The following is a 20,300-nucleotide window of genomic DNA, read 5'->3' as shown; positions in this document are numbered from 1 at the left end:
GAATAAACATATCAAAGAGTGGATTATTCAAGTTTTATTAAATAACCCACTCCATTTTTACTATTTGCTGTTTTTACTTATTATACATTGCATGCTATTTCTTTTTCTTTAAACTTTTCTTCATACATTTTAATAAGTTCACAGATAAGATCTTTAGCTAAAGATGCAGTCATTAAATGATCTTCTGCATGCATCAGCAATAAAGATAATTCTTGTTTATTACCTGCGGCCTCTTCTTGAATTAAGCCAGTCTGTATATTGTGAACTAATGAAAGTTCTTCTTTAGCTTGTTTCATACATAGATTGGCTTTATCAAACTCACCATTTCTAGCTAAATTTAAAGCCTCAAAACAAGCTGATCGTGAATTACCTGCGTGACTAATTATAGTGAAAACTATTTCTTCTAATTCCATATTCATTTTAAATCCTCCATTATTTATCCATTAAGTTTAGTGCAAGTTCTAGAACACTTTTTCCATCTATTCTTCCATAAAGTTGTACTGGTATGCAGGCATAAGGCTTACCTTTTTCATCAACTATTTCTTTAACCCATTTTTCTTTATATTTAACTTGAGGCCCAAGTAAAAATACATCATAATCATCAACATTTTCATCCAAATCTTCTACTGGTTCAGCATTAATAACTAAGTCCTTGTGACCTATTTCCTCTGCATATTTTTGCATTTTTGTTACTAGCAAACTTGTTGACATACCTGCTGCACACATTAATAATATCTTCATGCTAAATTCCTCCTAAATTTCATTCTATAAATATTTTTCTAATTAATACACTAAGCTTGTACTGTATTTAAATTTTCTTCTTTCCCTTCAATTTCTAATTGTTGTTTTTCAGCAAATTTAAAGAATGGGTAGTAAATTATTGCTGCTATAACCATTTCTACAGCAGACCAAACTGCTGCTCTCCAATCTCCACCAGTTGCAATAAATGGTCCTATAATAGGGGGCATTGTCCACGGAACCATAGCTACTGGTCTACCAATTATGTCAAAATACATCATAAAATAAGACAAAGTAGTAAGTACTAAAGGTACCACTGTAAATGGAACTAGAATAACTGGATTTAAAACTACTGGAAAACCAAATATGACTGGCTCGTTTATTTCAAAACATGCAGATGGAAATGAAACCTTTCCAAGTGATTTATAAAGTTTGCTCTTTGAACGGATCATTAATAAAACTAAACAAAGAGTTGCACCTGTTCCTCCTACATTAACAAACAATGAGTAAAATCCTGATGCTGTAATGTATGGAATCTTTTCATGTGCTATAAAAGCTGCTGTATTAACAGTTAAAAATTGAATATATATTGGATCTGCTATACCTTCAAGCGTCATGTCTCCATGAATACCTGCTGACCAAAGTAATGTAACTAATGCGCTATATATTAATATTCCCGGAAGAGTATTAAGGGCAAAAACAACTGGACTAAATATCATAGTAATAAAATCAGTTATATTAAATCCTATAACTACTCTTATTAGCCAAACTGTAATCATAACTACAAGAGCTGGTATTAACGCAATAAATGAGTTTCCAACTGCTGGCGGAACTCCCTCTGGTAATTTAATAACAATATTTCTCTTTACGAAAAATCTTAATACTTCTACTGCAAACATACAAACTATTATAGCAGTGAAAAGTCCTTCTGCTCCAAATTTACTAGTATCTAATTGAAAATCCTCTGTCACTTGTGTAAGTAAAAATGCTACAAAAGATATTACTGATCCTGTAATTGGATCTAATTTATAGCTTTTAGCTAAGTGATATCCTATTCCAAGGGCTGCTAAAACGCCTAGAACTCCAAATGATGAATTTACAACTACATTCATCTTTGGGCCAAGCTCTCCAATATAATCTGCCCACCAATCAAATGGAAGGTTACCTAAAATAAGAAATATACTTCCTACAATAATGAATGGAATTGTAATAGCTAATCCATTACGAATTGCCATTAGATGCCTTTGATTACCGACTTTAACTAATGGTGGTATCATCTTTTCTTGAAAAAAATCCATAAATCTTTCCATAATTTCTTCTCCTCCATAATTTTTTCGTTCTGTTAAGCTGCATAAACATCTTTCAATTCTATTTAAGTAGTAATCGCAAGCTTGCTAAGTATTTAACATCTCTGCTAAAGTATTAAATAATAGAACTGAAGAAAACAAACATAAAAATTTTCTATCTTACGATAAGTTATATAAAACTAATTTTAATAAACATTATATTCAAACAATGTATTATGAAAAATGAAATCCATAACTTTTGCATAATATTATTAATACTCAAAAATGAAAATAATTAAATCCCATAATTATTTCAGCATACTAAAGTAATCGTTTTTATATGTTACAGTATAATTTTAATATTTATAAATGTATAAGACAAATATAATTGAATTATTGTTTATTATTACTATCACAATATAAATTTTCACTCAATATATAGGCAAAAGATTACGTTTATTTTTTATAAAATACAAGAGATTTGAGGTTTATGGTAAATAACTAATTTTGTTTATTAAATTTATGCTTAAGTAGGATTAAACTAAAATTATATAATCGCTAAATAGTAAAATTTCTATGAAGTATTAAATTATTTCTTCTAGCAACTCACAGAATGAATTTATTTTTACATAGAATTATATAAGCAATTACCATGCCAATACTCTAAAATACTGATAAAACTCAGACTTAATTGATTCAGTATAAAATCAATACACATTTTACAGTTTTCTAAAGATATAATACACATATGTGTATTATATCTTTTCTACATTTCGTTTTTCATAACTAAAAGGCTTAAAATACTGCCATATATAATTAAACGCCAGTATTATGCCATTAATTGATTACGTAGCCTACTAACGCTTTGAATATAAATTTGTTATCACAACATATATGCATACAAAATTAATATTTAAAAGTGCAAAAATCTGTATAAACTAAAAAACAGTATTAATACTTGTCCATATTAATACTGTTTTTTATCTTTATTTATATAATTTTATTGCATAGCTAAAAATCTAATTACTATCCTGTTTACATTAATTTTAGTAGCTATCACAAATTAGTATAAGAAAAACCTGTTCTTAAACCATTAATTAATACTAATAAACATCACCATCTATATTGAAAGTATCTCCATAAACTGTAAAATTAAAGTCTGGTTTCAAATCTACATTACCTGCTTTTAATAATTTTCTATATGCATTAACTCTATCCGAACCTTCTGGATCATCATCTTTAAGAAATGCATATCTATAATCCATTACACTAGAAAGAAATTTATTTTCATCTATACCATCCTTAGGTAATCCACCTAACTTTTTCTTAGCCGAATTAATATATTCTTTTGCTCCATCTTCTCCATGATTTACACACATATCATATATAAATGCTAAAGTTAGTTGATGTTTAGCGCCAATGGAAGTTGCTAGAGATACTGCTGGTTTCCAATACATTTCATCAAGTTCATATAATTGAGCTTTCTTAAATAATGAATCATTACATGCCTTTACATCTTTTATAAAATTATCTAGGCCTTTAATATCATCATTTTTTCCATCCTCATCATGTTCTTCCTTGTCTATTCTATCTAATGCTGGAATATACTTTGCCAAATTATTATTGGGATTTAGCTTAGTATAATAATGTATTAATATATTTCCATCGTAAGTTCCTGTAGTAAATCCTATACATCCAAATGTAATTCCTCGTCCATCAAATGAGCCAAGCTTCTCTGCATAATTATAAACAAACTTTGTTTTACTGTTTTCACATACAGTCGTTAACTGAAGGTCCACTGCTTTTTGTTCAGAATTTGCAGTAATGGCTAATGCTGCTGAAGAGAATGAGAGACACATAGTCAAAGATACTGCTAAAGTAACTAATTTTCGTAAATTTTTCATATAAAAATTCCCCCTAATAATTATTTTATCTCAATTATATATAAAGCAAATATTATGCCAATTATAAAATACAAATAATGTATATTGAAAACAGATGCTTTATAGATAAATAATACATATTATTTAATGTGTATTCTAAAAATACATGTACAATACACATAAATGTATTAATTACATAATATGTAAATCGAATATAATCTTAAAAAGTAAAAGCTTTGTATTGAATTACTTAATCCTTTGAAATATTAATAATTCAATACAAAGCTTAATTATTATGAGAATATAATTTTCTAATCTTCAAGAATAGCAGCTACAATACTTGAATTTTTCAACATAAAGTTTTTTTATCTAAAATTAAAACATTATCGTAACGTTAACACTTTTGTTTACATATAATAATTCATGGTAATAGTTCAAGAATATATATCTTAAGATAAAATAATATTATGGAGGAAAACAAATGACTAAAATATATGAAGGAGACGCTATAAATCAATATACTGGCGTAAAACCAACTGAATTAATGCAGGAATCATCAAATCTTTTATTTAGAGTTCCTGTATTCCTAAGCCATCCAAGTAGATTGAATTCTATTCAACAAGAATTTGTTGATGCTATAATATCTAAAATAAGAGAGGCTTTATTATTTCCACGTACCCTACCAGTAACCGAACAATATCCCGAAACTCCATTAACAAATATCAGAAGAATGATGCTATCTAGTTATGGATTTATTTCACTTAATCTTAATCAACGACAGGTATATATAATTCAAAATAATCTTGGTCAACCTCAAAATCAGTTTGCTCTTGAGGGTAGTCCTTTTGCTCAAATTGAACCAGCTATGGCTTATCAATACGGTCTTCCTATTCTTCTTATAAGAGAAGCTGGAGTAGAACAAAGTGGGATTTGGTCATTTGGTATAGGTCCATTTCTAATTTTGGAGTGGGATCCTACAAGGCCACTTGAAGATTTCTTTACAAGCAATGCGTGGCTAGAAATATTTCAAAATTGGATATCACAGGTAAGAAACGGATTTTATCTTCAAACTCAACCTGAATTTAAATATTCTTGTAATAACACTGATGTAAGGTAAATTAAAAATATTTCTTAGTTTTTATACTCCATCTAAAAGATATAAAAAAGCTGTTACATCACAAAGAAATTCTTTATGTAACAGCTTAACTTTTCTTTTAACTGACATTAAAGTACTTTTTAAACACGATTCTTAATTGTTCATTATAATCCTTATTAAGCCTCCAAAACTTCCACACGCTAAAAATCCCCATGATAATTTAATCTATCATGGGGATTAAACAAATACTAGTAATATCTGAATTAACAAAATCAACATATATTAATTAATATCTATTTGCTTCTTATTATTCTTCCTCTAAAATTTCTTCTACTTCCTCTACACTAAGCCCTGTGGCTTCTGCAATTTCATCAATTTCTTCAAAGCCCATTAAATCACGAGCTAATGAAATCATAAGCTTTTTCACATTTTCTTCAACACTTGGTGGAAGCTCAGACATATCAGTTAAATTTTCTGTTAAATCAAAATATTCTTCTCCATAAGACTCGTCTTCTTCTCCTTGTTCAAAAAGTCTTCTTTTCTTAGCCTTTTCTCTATCAAACTCATTAAGGTATACTAACTTACTATTGTTTACTTCTAAGTCTTCATCTGAAAATACTGTTATACCTTCATTCTCCAATAAAAGAGCTGTAATTCCTTTGCCTTCTATCTTATTACCTGTAAAAGTACCATCATAGACAAAGTTAGATCCACATGAAGGACTTCCTTCTTTTAATATAGCTTTTGTGGCTCCAAGTTCTTTCGCAATTTTTAATGTTTCATATGCACCATCTATAAATTGCTTAGTAAAATCCTCACCTTTATTACTTAATGCTTTTCCATTCCCATCTAACACTTCACTTGCTGCACTATTTAGCTCAACAGGATTTCTTGGAGTTGGTAATCCGCCTAATTGTTCTGGACAAACTAGAACCGCTCTTCCTTCTCTAAATAATTTTAAACATCTATCATTTAGATTATTTTTACCACTATATTTACAATTAACTCCACACAAGCATGCACTTATTATGTACATATTATCACCTCTTATCTAACGTACACTTAACACTATAAACCAAAAACTTAAGAGAAATTTAATTATAGCTTTACTTAATTATACATTAATATTTGTATAATATTCTTACTAACAATAATTTTAATGATATTTTTAACTTAAATAAGTAAAAATATTAGGTATATGAAAAAATAACTACCCCTTAAGTTCTACCATAGTAACTCCGTCTCCACCTTCACCATATGCACCTAGTCTATATGATTTTACATGTGGATGTCTCTTAAGCATATCATTTATTGCTTTACGAAGTACTCCAGTTCCTTTACCATGAACTATTGTTACTTCCCCTAAGTTAGCCATATATGCATCATCTAAATATTTATCTGCTTTGTAGCACGCTTCTTCTGCATCTAATCCCCTTAAGTCTACTCTAGATTCTACATTACTTAGATTAAGCTTTACTTCTCTTTTTCTTCTTACTTTTTCTTCTTTAGTAACTTGAGTTTTTCTTAAATCTTTAAGCTTAACATTTATTTTCATTATTCCAGCTTCAACTTGAACTTCGCCCCTATTATCTGGCATAGAAACAATAATTACTTTTTGGTTTAATGAAGGCAGGTAGGCTTCCATACCAAGAGTCACATTAGTTATAGATTCCCCTTCATTTTCCTTCATTTTGTGAATTCCTTTTTCTCTTTCTTCTAAGCTATCTTTAAGTTTCTTTCTTTCTTCTTCAAGCCTTTGTCTTCCGCCACTTGATATTCCAATTTTTTCAAGTTCCCTCATAGCTTTTAAAATCTCATCTGCTTCATCTTTAGCATTTGCAATTATCTCTTTTGCCTCACGCCTAGCATCCATATAAGCTTTTTCTCTAGTATTTTCTAATTTTTCAAGCTTTTCTTCATACTTCTTTTTAAGATCTTCTGCTTGATCTCTAAGTATCTTAGCTTCCCTTGCTTCTTTTTTAGCTATTATACTTTTTTCTTGAAGTTCCCTGATTAGATTTTCAAATTGAAGATTTTCCTCGGACATATATTCTTTTGCGCGTTTAATGACACCTTCTACAAGTCCTAATCTCTTAGAAATCTCAAAGGCATTTGATTTACCTGGAACACCAATTAATAATCTATAAGTTGGCCTCAAGGTTTCTATATCAAATTCAACAGAAGCATTTTCTACACCATCTGTTTTTAATGCATAAGCTTTAAGTTCACTATAGTGAGTTGTTGCGATTAGCTTTGCGCCTCTATTTCTTAAAGTTTCTAATATTGATACTGCAAGAGCTGCTCCTTCTGCTGGATCTGTACCTGCACCAAGCTCATCAAATAAAGCTAAAGACTTGTCATCTACATGCTTCATGATATTAACTATATTAGTCATATGAGATGAGAAAGTAGACAAGCTTTGTTCAATACTTTGTTCATCACCTATATCTGCAAATATTTCTTTAAAGAAGGCTATAGATGAGTTATCTCTAGCAGGAATTAATAATCCGCTTAATCCCATAATATGAAGCAAACCAACAGTTTTTATTGTAACTGTCTTACCGCCGGTATTTGGTCCTGTTATCATCAAGGTTTGAAATTCTTCCCCTAGATATATATCTGATGGCACAACTTTATCGCTTTCTATTAATGGATGCCTTCCAGAGAATATGCTAAATGCTCCATCTTCTCTAACTATAGGCTTTACAGCATTTAATGCAGATGCATATCTTCCTTTTGCAAATATAAAGTCAAACTCAACAAGTACCTTTAGGTTACTTAAACATGAATCTCCATTAATTTTAACTTTCAATGAAAGATCAGAAAGTATCCTCTCTATTTCAGCTTTTTCTTTTAAAAACAACTCTCTTATTTCATTGTTTAAATTTACTAGACTCATAGGCTCTATAAAAAAAGTTGCTCCAGTTGAACTTTGATCGTGTACAAGTCCTGGAACTTGACTTTTATATTCTGATTTTACAGGAAGCACATATCTATCGCCTCTCATAGTATATAAATCATCCTGTAAGTATTTTGAATTACTTCTAACAATAGAACTTATTTTTTCCCTAACTGAAGAATTCTTTTCTTTTAAGCTTCGTCTGATATTATAAAGAGTTTGGCTAGCTTTATCACTAATTTCATCCTCTGATACTATAGCTCTTTCTATTTCGTCTTCTAATGCTTTTACTGGAGCTAATATGTAAGCTAAGTCTTCAAGTTTTGGATATGACTTTTCAACTTCTTCTCTTTTAAAGAATTCCTTCATATTTCTCGTAGCTTTAAGCATTCCACCAACTTTTAATAATTGTCCTGGTGATAAGGTTCCTCCCTTTTTAGCTCTTTCTATACCTTCATGTATATCAGCTAATCCTTCAAGTGGTGGATTCCCCTTTGATATTAAGATTTCAAGAGCCTCGTTTGTCTCTTCTAACTTATTATTTATTTCATATAAATTATCATAAGGCTCAAGAGCCTCAACTTTTACTTTAGCAGCATTTGTTCTTGCATATTTTTTAATTTTTTCTTTTATCTTATTAAACTCTAAAATTCTTAGAGATCTTTCATTCATTATCCCACATCCTAACAATCAATCGATCAATCAATAATTGACAGCATATAAGAGATAACTAAAACTTTATACTTATAAAACTTAAAATACTCTCTTTCTAATAAGTTTCAAAGTAATTTTCACCTTAATTATCAATTACAAACCGTCAACTATTCCTTGGTATTATTCTACTCCACGTTTATAGTGGCCCTTAGTATATTTATTATTTTCATTTTTTGCTTTACGAGTAATTTGATTTAAAACATCTTTTACTTCATCATAACTTTCATCTTTAAAGTCTACTCTAAAATTTGAAATATTAAAAGACTTAAGTTCTTCCATTTCATCAATTAAATTTGTAGATATTGAATTTAAAATATAACTTCTACAGCTATTATCACCCAAAACAGTAAAACTTTCGTTCATTCTATCTATTAACTTAAAGTTGTCCTTCATACACACACCACTACATTCTTTTTTAGATGACTTATTACCAAAAGTACTTCCCATAGGACAATATTCACTAATCATAAGCTCAGTTTTTCCATAAATATTTATTCCCATGTTGCAGTTAGTGTGCTTCATTAATTCTTTTATTTCTTTTCGATTTAGTTCAAGACTTAAGAATGGAATGTCAACGTCTTGCGCATAAAATTCAGCCGCTTCTTTATTAAATATATTTAACTTATAATCTCCTATTATAAATAGTTTATCTTTATAGATTTTTATTATTCCAGCATTAGATGTAATTATTCCCTTTATATAAGGTTTTAGTTCATCTATTATCTTTACTATGCTATTAAATTCCTGCTTAATAATACTTGGAACTTTTAAATATATATTTTTATCTTTTGAAGTTTCATATAAATTCTTTAAATCATTTTTATTCAACGCATGTTTTTGCCTGCTGAAAAATATATCTAACGCTATATTTTGAGCCTTATCATCCTCAAGTAGTGCCTTTAGTTGATCTTTTGTAATACAACTATAAATATAGCCTAAGTTTTCCTGACATCTTGCATTATATTCTTTAATAGTTCCTTCTGTTCTTTTCCTTCTATATGAACTTATTTCTTCTTTTAAAATCTTTTCAAATAATTCTCTTCTTAGATTATTTATAGATGAAATTCTTATAAATCCATCGTCAAAAACATCAAAAATTATCTTATCAAATTTATATGGAATTTCTCCTGATTTTCTTAAGGCTTCCTCTACTCTTTCTCTTGTTAATGGTTTATTCGTTGCTTCTTCAACCATTTCTCCATAAACTCTATATTCTTTTTTATTGTATTTTGCTTTAATACAAAGAGGTGCATTAACTTTAAATTCAATCTCTCCAGTTAAATTTATCTTCCTTTTATAAGGTTTTAAATCATCATTTAACTCATCATAAAGTTTTTTATCAGACATCTTATATAGCTTATAACCTTTTTTGTATCCCCCAGTTGGAAATAATTTTACTGTTTCACCCTTAAAAGCTTCCTTAACTTCATTATTATTATTTAAAATTTTACTTAAAGTAAATCCATCGTCATTAAACCTTATACCATCACCCAAAGATACACTTGATTCTAGTTTAACTTCTCCACTGTTAGACACCTGACCTATATATACACCAGTATTTTTAGGGTAATTATAACTCATCATATCTTTTCCTACATTTTTATATAGATATGCTTTAGCAAAACCTTCTCTATTAAATAGCTGTGCTAATTCTTGTCTTCCCCTTTGTAAATCAAACTTTGTATTTACTAATACCTTATCAATAGCTTTTCTATAATTCCTTGTAACTCCAGCAACATATTCTGGCTTTTTCATTCTTCCTTCAACTTTTAATGACGAAGTTCCACTCTTTATAATGGCGTCCATATCATCAATAAAACATGTATCCTTAGGACTTAAAAGATAAGCCTTTCTTTCTCCAAAATTTTCACCCTTTAAGGTATACTGCATTCTACAAGGTTGTGCACACCTTCCTCTATTTCCGCTTCTTCCGCCAATCATAGAACTCATTAAGCACTGTCCTGAATAACATACACACAAAGCACCATGCACAAATATTTCTGTCTCAATTCCTAAGTCTTTTGAAATATACTTAATTTCATCTACTGTAAGCTCTCTAGATAAAACTATTCTCTGCATTCCTTTTTCTCTAAAATATAAGGCTCCCTCTGCATTATGAATTGTCATTTGTGTAGATGCATGAAGTTCAAAATCAAGATACACATCTCTTATTAATTTTACTAGCCCTAAATCTTGTATTATTATTGCATCTACTCCAATTTCATAAAGGTATCCTGCATATTTTAAAGCTTCCTTTAATTCACTTTGTTTTAAAATTGTATTTATAGTTACATATACTTTTACATTATAGCTATGAGCATAATCAACAGCCTTCATCATTGTTTCATTATCAAAATTTGATGCATAAGCTCTAGCTGAAAATTTATTTCCACCAAGATATATTGCATCTGCTCCATTATTTATAGCAGCAATTAAACTCTCCATGCTTCCTGCTGGAGCCAGTAATTCTATCTTATTCATATTTCTCCTTCATTGATTATCTTTTCTTTTTTACAATAGGACCTACTTGTTCTTTTTTAGCTCTTGCAATTTCTATTTCTTTGTTTATTATTTCTGCTTGTAGCTCAAATAACCTATTGTGAAAAGTTCTTGCTTCTTGATTAAGTTTATCATTTTCATTAGCTAATTCTTCTTTTTCTTTAGCTAGTGTTGACATCTTTCCTTGTAAATCATCTATTGATACCTTACTTGTATTCAAATCTTTTTCCTTAGCTTCTATTTCTCTTTTTAATTTTAGGAAAATCCCTTCTTTATCTTCCAATTCCTTTTCTAATCTAGCTAAAGCTCTCTCTCTACTTGCTAATTCTTCTTTAATTCTTCTTAAGTCATTTTCTTTACACTCTAATGTATTGCTTACTTCCTCAATCTCTTTTACCTTAATGTTAACTTCTACTTCTTTTTCTTCATGAACTTCTTTAAGTTCACCTTTTAGCTTTTCATTATCATTTCTTGTTATTTTTAATTCCCCTTCTAATCTTTCTTTTTCTCTATCAGAATTCTCTATTTCTTGTGATAATTTATCGTTAGTATCATTGATATTTTTAATTTCATTATTTAAAATATCTTGTTTTTTATTTAATTTATTAATTTCGCTTACTAAAGTATCCTTTTCTTCATTTAATAAATCAATTTGACTTACTAACCCTTCATTTTCTTTATTCAGCTTGCTCAATTTTTGCTTACATTCCGTAATCTCTTTTTCTGATTCTTCAAATAGATCATTAAGCTGTTTATTAAGATCAGCTTTTTCCATATTATTATCTTGAATTTCTTTTGTTAATTTAACAGCATTATCTTTTTCAAGTTTTAAACTATCATTTAATTCCTGCTCTCTTTCAAGTAATTTTTTAATTTTTTTATTTAATTCTTCTTCACTTAGTAACAATTCTGTAATTTTATTTTTTAGTATTTCTTTTTCTTCTCTAGCTTTAGAAGTTATTGCATTATTAGTCGTAATTTGATTTTCTAACTTTTCCTTATACTCCGCAAGTTCTTTAGCACATTTATGATGCTCCTCATTTAATTTTTCTAAATTTGCTTTACATGAGGTATATTCTTTGTTTATAACCTCTTTATTACTAATTTCATATTTTAAGTTTTCGCTTGCTTTTTTTAATTCCTTACACACATTATTATAATCAGCTTCTAGCGAGATATTCTTTTCTTGTAATAGAAGCATCTTATTTTCTAAATTTAACTTAGTTTGAGTAAGTTCTTTTATTTGCTTATCTAACTCAAAATTTACAGCAGTCATTTCGTTTAGTTGTTCAGTCACCATATCTTTTTCTTTGCTAACTTTAGTAAGTTCGCTAGTTAAACTACTTACTTGTTCATTAGCTTGTTGCACTTGCTTATCTAATCTATGCTCTTTGTTTTTGGCCTCATCTATCTTCTTATAAAGAATCTTGCTCTTCTCTTTATAGTCGGAAATATCTTTTGTTAAGGCTTCATTACTATTCTTATTTCTCTTATTCTCATCAGTTATTAATTTATTTTCTTTTTTCAGCTTTTCATTTTCAATTTTCAGTTTATTAATTTCATCACTTAATGAACTAAATTTTACTTCTACATTATTATATTTCCCATGTAGTTCTTCTTCTTTCTTCTGAAAATTATTTTGAAGTTCTGATTTTTCTCTATTTATATTTTCTAATTGCAAGCTAAGCTCGTCTACTTTCTTCTTTAACGAAGAATTTTCACCACTAATGGCTTCTTTTATTTTAATTGCTTTATCTAATTCTAAATCACACTCGTAAAGTTCATCAGCTATATTCACCGCCGCTAAAACAGAAGCATCTGTTGTACTAAAACTAGCTTTCTTAGACAGAATTTCTTTAATTCTTGTATCAACAAAATTTGCTACCCCAAGCAAATATTTTTCGTCTTTTTCCCCTTTTAAGTTATAATTCATACCATTTATATTAACTGTTACCCTAATCATAATAATAGCACCTCGTAAAATTCTTTATTACTTCTAATTATATGGTATATTCATCAATAAAACAATTATGTTAGGTTAACTGAACCTTGAATTCTTGCACTTTTTCTTTAAATTTACGAAAAACAACCTATATCTATTCAATTGCTAAAAAAGTTTTCGTACTTCTTAAATTTTATGCTATACTTATTTTGATTATTTTATTGTTTAATTGTATAAAAATGATTAATATTACTTTATTGTGTTAATCATTCTTATATATAACTAGAATTGGGCGGTGAGTGAAATTAATATTAAATCTATTTTAAGCATATTACTATCAAAAATTACTGCGTTTTCTGCAAAACACATTGTAAAAGGTGGAAGTAATTTTCCTGGTAAGATAGCTTTAAAAATTGATAAATCAATCTTAAAACATGTTAGTAATGGATACAAGGTGATTCTAGTTACTGGAACTAACGGAAAAACAACAACTACAAGCATGATTTATAATATCCTAAAGGAAAATAAATTACACGTTATAACAAATAGCACTGGAGCCAATTTATACCCAGGTATCGTAGCTTGTTTTGTTTCCAACTATTCTTTTTTTAAGAAAAAAGAAAATCCTTATGCGGTAATAGAAGTTGATGAGGCTAATGTAAAATTCATTACAGAACATATAACCCCTGAAATAATAACTGTAACTAATTTATTTAGGGATCAGCTAGATAGATATGGAGAGGTTTATACAACTCTAGTTAAAATTTTAGAAGGTGTGACTAAAGTTCCTGAGTCAAAACTAGTTTTGAATGGTGATGAATCTTTACTCGGAAAGTTAGATATAAAAAATCCAGTAGTATATTATGGTTTTAATACACCTATTAAAGAAGATACTACATTGGAAATAAATGCTGATGCAAAGTTCTGTAAGTTCTGTAAGGCACCTTATTCATATAATCTAGTTACTTATAATCACTTAGGCGATTTTTACTGTCCTGAATGTGGTTACAAGCGTTCTGAACTTGCTTATGCTGTAAATAAAATTTTTGATTTAACACCTGAAAACTCTTCTGTATTAATTAATGACACTGAAGTTTTCATAAGCCAATCAGGTGCTTATAATATTTACAACGCCTTATGTGCATTTGCCATTTCAAAAGAACTTGGAATAGAAGACTCAGTAATTAAAGCTTCTCTTCAAAATCAAAGTTCAAGCTTTGGCAGACAAGAGCAAATATCTATTGATAATAAAGATGTACAAATTATATTAGTAAAAAATCCAGCTGGATATAACCAAGCTTTAGACACCCTTGCTCTTAATACGAGTGAATTTTCAGCAGTTTTCATGTTAAATGATAATTACGCTGACGGACGTGATGTCTCTTGGATTTGGGATGTAGACTTCGAAAAAATATCTAGTTTAAAAATAGAAGATATTTTTGTATCAGGAATTAGAATGTATGATATGGCAGTAAGATTAAAGGTTGCTGGATTAAATGTAGATAAATTTATTTTAAAAGAAGATTATGAAGAGCTTACAGATAAAATTAAGGAATCTGCATCTAAAAAAATATATATATTAGCAACTTATACTGCAATGATTAATTATAGAAAATATCTTCATTCAAAAGGTTATATAAAAAAACTTTGGTAAGATAAGGAGAATACTATTATGGAATTAACTATTTGTCATTTATATCCGGATTTACTAAATGTATATGGTGACGTAGGTAATGTACTCATTTTAAAACATAGAGCAGCCCTTAGAGGAATTGATGTAGATATAATAAATACTTCAATAGGTGAAAACATAGATAAAGACAATGTGGACATCATCTTCTTCGGTGGTGGCCAAGACTATGAACAGTCTATAGTCTCTAATGATTTAAATGAGATAAAGAAAGATGCTTTAACAAGTTATATTGAAGATGGCAAAGTTATGCTAGCTATATGCGGCGGATATCAATTATTAGGTAAATACTACACTGCTCCAAATGGAGAAAAAATAGATGGACTTGGTATTTTAAATCTATATACCGAAGGCGGGGATACTAGATTTATTGGAAATACAGAAATATTTAACGAAGAATTTAATGAAACTTATGTTGGATTTGAAAATCATTCTGGTAGAACATATATAAATGACCATACTCCCCTTGGAAAATGCATTCACGGATATGGCAATAATGGTGAAGATGGATATGAAGGATGTATCTATAAAAATACATTTGGTTCGTATTTTCATGGCTCTTTTCTTTCAAAAAATCCAGAATTTGCAGATAGGCTTCTAACATTAGCTTTGAAGAACAAATACGGAGAAGATGTAAAATTAGAAAACTTGAATGATAATTTCGAATTAAAAGCAAAAAATTCTATAATACAAAGACTAAAGTAAATATTACAAAATTGTAAATTCTCATATATTGTTTGTAACTTTTTACATAACATTTATTGTTATAGCATTACATAAATGTTATACTTAAAATGTTTTATTATACTTAAGGCATGTTAAAAAAGATTATTATTTTATATATGTTTAAAAGAAGTGGAGAGATTTGACTTGAAAAAAAATTTAATTTTAAAAGCATTTGCATTAACCCTTTCTCTTTCTTTATTTAGTCCATTAAGTATGGCAAGTTATGCAGCAAGCAATTCTGCAAAACCTAATACTGAAACTTCATCAGAGAACTTACCAAACATTAAAGCTGAAGCTGCTTTAACTATGGATTTAGAAACAGGAGAGATAATTTATTGCAAGGATGCTGACAGCAAGAGATATCCTGCTAGTACAACAAAACTTTTAACTGGCTTATTATTAGCTGAAAGCAAAGACAAAGCAGATCAGCTTGAATATACTAAATCTGCAAAGGAACAACCTGAATACTCTTTAAATTTAAATTATATGCATAATACTATGCAGCCTGGTGACAAAGTAACTGCCGATGATATAATGAAGGGCTTACTACTTTTTTCTGGTAATGATACTGCATATGTAATAGCAGACAATATTTCCGGAGATGTTAAATCATTTGCTGAATTAATGAATAAAAAAGCAAAAGAACTTGGAGCTAATAATAGTAACTTTGTTACTCCTAATGGACTTCATGATCCAAATCATTACACTACAGCATATGACCTTTCAATGATCATGAAGGCAGCTTTTGCAAATCCTTGGGAAAGAGAAACAATGGAACTTGAAAAAGCTCCTATAAATTTAAAAAATTCTAGAATAATTTTAGAAAATAGAAACTTAACACTTGGTAAAAATGGTAACCTTGCTGGTAAAACTGGTACAACTAATGAAGCTGGCGGTTGTTTAGCGACTGTTTATGATAGAGATGGGCGTCAGTTAATTGGTATTGTTCTTAAAAGTAGACAAATTGATAATGCAGATATGACAAAATTTAATGATATGGATGCTATTATGGATTATAGCTATGGTGCTAAAAAAGAAGTTTATAAATCAAATGGTGAAAGTGTTGGAACCGCTGATGTAAAATATAAACCATTTATATTATTTGGGCCTACAAAAACTATCTCTGTTCCAATTAAATTGACTCAAGATGTGAACTATTATAAAAATGCTATAAACGATTCTGAATCTCAGATTACTTATAAAGGAACAGATTCTACTGCATGGAGTTTACTATTCAATAAAAATACTAAACTTACTTATAGTACAAGAAATCATTCTGAAGAAGTTACAGGTTCAGTTGATATTTCACTAGGTTCAATAATTAAAGATAATTTAATTATCTACATTTCTACTTTAGTAGGTTTGGCTATTATCGTAACTCTTATTGCTCTTATTAAAAATGCTGCATCTAATTCAAGACGCAAGAATAAAAATTACTATAGCCGTTCTAACAGAAGAAGAAGATAATTAAATAACTTTACTTAATTTCTATAATATATCTTAAGCATCTTCAAAAATAGGTTGTATTCTTCCTAGGTATTTGAAGATGCTTTTATTTAAGGAGTAATTAACATGAATAAATTGAATTTTAAAGGCAGTGTTATGCTTAATCCCACGCCTGTAGTACTTGTCACATCAAAAAACAAAGATGATAAAGTTAATGTTTTTACGGTTGGCTGGGTAAGTACTGTTTGCACTAAAGAACCTATAATAGCTATGGGAATACGACCTGAGAGATTATCTTATGATTACATAAAAGAAAGTGGTGAATGCGTTATTAATTTGCCGACTAGAGAAATGGTTAAGATCGTTGATTATTGTGGAGTTCGCTCTGGAAAGAAAGAAGATAAAATTAAACATTTTGGTTTGCAACTTAATAAAGGTGAAAGTATATCCACACCTTCATTGCAAAAATCGCCGATAGCTTTAGAATGTAAGTTAAAATCAATTACGCCTCTAGGTACACATGATCTATTCCTGTTTGAAGTAACAAACGTAAAGGTCGACGAAGACTTAATTGATTCAAATGGTAAGATATGCTTTAACAAAGCCAACTTGATTTGTTATAGCCATGGTGAATATTATGGCCTAAACGCTAAACCATTGGGCACATTTGGATATTCAGTAAAAAAGAAAAAAAAAGTACATAAAAAATAATAATCCTCAATTTATTTTTATATTTATATGTTGCAATTCACAATGCACAATTTCAGCTAAAATTTTTGCGATATTTTTATAATTATGATGAATAATTATTTTGCAATATATATATTTAAATTTAAAGCAGTTACAATGTCTTTCGCTATGTAACTGCTTTCTTGTTTATATAATATATTTTCAATGTAGAATAAATTTAATATTAAAAGACAATCTAATAGTAAATCTTACAATTTGAAATTGTCATATGGAGGATTGAAATGAAAATATTAAAAAAGATACTATCGTTCATAATTATATTAGCTATTATACCTACTTATAATCTTAAAACTGCTTTATATGCAAATGCACAAGTTCTTCCAGAGAAGCCAGTAAAGGTAGCCACACTGTTATTTGCTTTAGATGATCCTTATATATCTTTAGTAAGAAATAGCCTTGAGGAAATTCAAAATAAAAGCAAAGATTCTATTAGCTTTACTTTTTTGGATGGCAGAAGAAATCAAGGTATACAAAATGCTTTATTAGATTCAGCTCTCCAAAGTGATTACGATCTTTTATTAATAAATTTAGTAAGCTTAGATAGAAATACTGTAGAATCAGTTATTAGAAAAGCAAAACAAAGAAATATTCCTGTGATTCTATTTAATACAGTACCTTTTGATACTGAACCCATCAAATCTTATAATAGAGCTCTTGTTGTATCAACAAATGCTGATCAATCTGGGATTTTGCAAGGAAATCTAATTGTTAAAGAATGGAATTCTGATAAAAAAACTATTGATAGAAATGGTGATAACGTATTACAATATTTTATGTTAAAAGGTCCAAATAATAGTACTGTAACAAATGCAAGAAGCACATACTCTATATCAACTATTAATGATGCTGGAATTAAAACACAAGAAATTTTATCTAAATTCTGTTATTGGGATGAAATATGCGCCAAAGATTCTACTGAATTACTATTTTTGAGATATGGAGATAAAATCGAGGCAATAATTTCAAATAATGATGCCATGGCTATAGGTGCAATTGAAGCATTACAGAAATACGGATACAATAAAGAAGATAAATCAAAATATATACCTGTTTTCGGAATTGATGGAATACCAGCAGCTAAAGACCTAATTAATAAAGGTGTTATGACAGGCACTGTTTTTCAGGATCCTAATCAAACAGCTGAAGCCCTTTATTCCATAGGAATGAACTTAGTTGGTAATAAAAATCCTCTTGAAAATACAAATTATAAATTTGATGAAACAGGAGTTACAATTCAAATGCCCTATCAAGAATATACTCCTCAAAAATAACACTATACACATTCTATTAATTAATAAGGCTGTTTTAAAGTAATTAAGATATATATACCCAATTAATTTAAAGCAGCCTTATTATATGTAGCTAAGAACCGAAATTTACAAATTAAAATAACCCAGCTCATCCCTATGTCCGCCAAGTAAATAATTAATGTAATTTTATGAACTTACTTATAATATAAAATGTTTTTCTAATTCTTCAATCATTTTAGATTTAAAAGCAGTAAATTTATTATTATATTTACAAATTACTTTTTCATGCTTCTTGTCATATACCACAAAAGAAATATAAACTGTATCATTATCATAACAAAGCAAATATCCTAGTTCTGAATTTTCTTCTAAATCTATTTTTTTATACTCATTGGATACTATTTCATATAAATTGGTTTCTTTTTTTTCTAAAATAACATATTGTGATCTCTTCTCATCATTTTCATTCATATTACAATATCTTTCATCACTTAAGTTTATAAAAATATTATCATCATTATATTTCCCAAATGGAAGATACAAATACCTCTTCTCTTTAATGAAAGAAATAACAGAATCTTTTATTTCGTCTTTTCTCCCCTTGTATTTTCTTCCATCCTTGTTGATTGAAAACATTAAATCCGTATACTTTCCATCCCATTTAAAATATTTCCTTTGCCATTCCTCAAGAAACAATAACATATTCAAGAAATCTAATTCACTGTACTTCTTTTTTATTAAATAGTCCTTCTTAAGTAAATTCTCTAACTGCTCCCCTACATTTTTATCTATTTCTTCTAAAATAGTAGCTTGTCCTCGCTTACTCAAAAAATCTCCAAATTCATCTCCAAAACTACTTGTTAAAATTATCTTAAGAATCATTTTGTTATACTTCAAGGATTTTTCTTTAATATTCTTAGCGTATGTATTTTCACTACAACTATCTAAATATTCTTTAATCAAAGTTGAATCTTTTTGAATATACCCTTCTTTTCTCAGCCTCATCTGGCTTAGATCCTTTTTTACATACTCATCCATAAGATGATTCTGCTTGTCCACATCTTTGGCTTTTATCGATGTAATTATAGGTATAGTCTTTGATACTTTTTCTTCTAAAGCTTCTTCCACATTAGTTAAGTAGCTTTTAGGAAATTTCAAAGCACATTTACTATCTAACTTTTCTTTAAATTTGTTAACTATATTTATTTCTTCCATAATATTTACTTCTTTTTTAGATACAACTTTTTCCTCAACTTCAGATATAATAAGCAATTTACTTCTTTCAAAAGCATACCCTAGTCCATAAGTTATAAGAACTTCATCATCGTGAGCCATATTTAATCTTCTCCTACACCAGCATTAATTTTTTAATATCATAAAC

Annotated in this window: 15 protein-coding genes; 6 read left to right on the top strand and 9 right to left on the bottom strand. The window is 28.7% G+C overall.

Annotation, left to right across the window (positions count from 1 at the left end):
- Window positions 1-80: 80 nt before the first annotated feature.
- The 4 genes from F3K33_RS05025 to F3K33_RS05010 form a co-directional block, all read right to left on the bottom strand.
- A complete protein-coding gene (locus F3K33_RS05025; RefSeq protein ID WP_011968295.1) occupies window positions 81-419 on the bottom strand; it encodes a PTS lactose/cellobiose transporter subunit IIA in 339 nt (112 codons plus the stop codon).
- Between the two features lie 13 nt (window positions 420-432).
- Complete coding sequence (locus tag F3K33_RS05020) at window positions 433-741, bottom strand: PTS sugar transporter subunit IIB (RefSeq protein WP_011968294.1); 309 nt, start codon at window positions 739-741, stop codon at window positions 433-435.
- A gap of 50 nt (window positions 742-791) precedes the next feature.
- Entirely contained in the window at window positions 792-2,048 is a 1,257-nt protein-coding gene (locus tag F3K33_RS05015) for a PTS sugar transporter subunit IIC (RefSeq protein ID WP_011968293.1), read from the bottom strand.
- A 1,079-nt stretch (window positions 2,049-3,127) separates the two neighbouring features.
- Window positions 3,128-3,928, bottom strand: a complete 801-nt coding sequence (locus F3K33_RS05010; RefSeq protein WP_011968292.1) for a chitosanase — start codon at window positions 3,926-3,928, stop codon at window positions 3,128-3,130.
- Between the two features lie 460 nt (window positions 3,929-4,388).
- On the opposite strand from F3K33_RS05010, the gene F3K33_RS05005 reads away from it, so the two are divergent.
- Window positions 4,389-5,024 carry a hypothetical protein gene (locus tag F3K33_RS05005; RefSeq protein WP_011968291.1) on the top strand — a complete coding sequence of 212 codons (636 nt, stop codon included), beginning with the start codon at window positions 4,389-4,391 and terminating at the stop codon, window positions 5,022-5,024.
- 286 nt (window positions 5,025-5,310) lie between these two features.
- On the opposite strand, the gene F3K33_RS05000 is transcribed toward F3K33_RS05005, so the two are convergent.
- The 4 genes from F3K33_RS05000 to zapA form a co-directional block, all read right to left on the bottom strand.
- Window positions 5,311-6,039 carry a 2-thiouracil desulfurase family protein gene (locus F3K33_RS05000; RefSeq protein ID WP_023975276.1) on the bottom strand — a complete coding sequence of 243 codons (729 nt, stop codon included), beginning with the start codon at window positions 6,037-6,039 and terminating at the stop codon, window positions 5,311-5,313.
- A gap of 174 nt (window positions 6,040-6,213) precedes the next feature.
- Entirely contained in the window at window positions 6,214-8,574 is a 2,361-nt protein-coding gene (locus tag F3K33_RS04995; RefSeq protein WP_023975277.1) for an endonuclease MutS2, read from the bottom strand.
- Window positions 8,575-8,736: 162 nt separating this feature from the next.
- The gene (locus F3K33_RS04990; RefSeq protein ID WP_039773904.1) at window positions 8,737-11,097 is read right to left on the bottom strand and encodes a U32 family peptidase; all 2,361 of its coding nucleotides are present in this window, start codon (window positions 11,095-11,097) and stop codon (window positions 8,737-8,739) included.
- Window positions 11,098-11,113: 16 nt separating this feature from the next.
- On the bottom strand, window positions 11,114-13,078 hold the full coding sequence (zapA, locus tag F3K33_RS04985) for a cell division protein ZapA (RefSeq protein WP_039773905.1): 1,965 nt from the start codon (window positions 13,076-13,078) through the stop codon (window positions 11,114-11,116).
- 274 nt (window positions 13,079-13,352) lie between these two features.
- Between zapA and F3K33_RS04980 the strand changes: the two genes are divergently transcribed.
- From F3K33_RS04980 to F3K33_RS04960, 5 genes are all read left to right on the top strand, one after another.
- Entirely contained in the window at window positions 13,353-14,711 is a 1,359-nt protein-coding gene (locus tag F3K33_RS04980; protein WP_039773906.1) for a Mur ligase family protein, read from the top strand.
- A gap of 18 nt (window positions 14,712-14,729) precedes the next feature.
- Entirely contained in the window at window positions 14,730-15,452 is a 723-nt protein-coding gene (locus F3K33_RS04975) for a type 1 glutamine amidotransferase (RefSeq protein WP_011968285.1), read from the top strand.
- A gap of 165 nt (window positions 15,453-15,617) precedes the next feature.
- Window positions 15,618-16,940: a D-alanyl-D-alanine carboxypeptidase family protein gene (locus tag F3K33_RS04970; RefSeq protein ID WP_023975281.1), complete on the top strand. Its 1,323-nt coding sequence runs from the start codon at window positions 15,618-15,620 to the stop codon at window positions 16,938-16,940.
- 105 nt (window positions 16,941-17,045) lie between these two features.
- Complete coding sequence (locus F3K33_RS04965; protein ID WP_017209861.1) at window positions 17,046-17,630, top strand: flavin reductase family protein; 585 nt, start codon at window positions 17,046-17,048, stop codon at window positions 17,628-17,630.
- A 260-nt stretch (window positions 17,631-17,890) separates the two neighbouring features.
- A complete protein-coding gene (locus F3K33_RS04960) occupies window positions 17,891-18,940 on the top strand; it encodes a galactose ABC transporter substrate-binding protein (protein ID WP_039773907.1) in 1,050 nt (349 codons plus the stop codon).
- Between the two features lie 177 nt (window positions 18,941-19,117).
- Here the strand turns inward: F3K33_RS04960 and F3K33_RS04955 are convergent, their stop codons facing one another.
- Window positions 19,118-20,254 (bottom strand): hypothetical protein, encoded by a 1,137-nt coding sequence (locus F3K33_RS04955; RefSeq protein WP_039773908.1) that lies wholly within the window; start codon window positions 20,252-20,254, stop codon window positions 19,118-19,120.
- Between the last annotated feature and the right edge of the window lie 46 nt (window positions 20,255-20,300).

It is taken from the genome of Clostridium beijerinckii, from assembly GCF_008705175.1.
GTDB lineage: Bacteria > Bacillota > Clostridia > Clostridiales > Clostridiaceae > Clostridium > Clostridium beijerinckii.
This window is presented reverse-complemented; position numbering and strand designations above follow the sequence as displayed.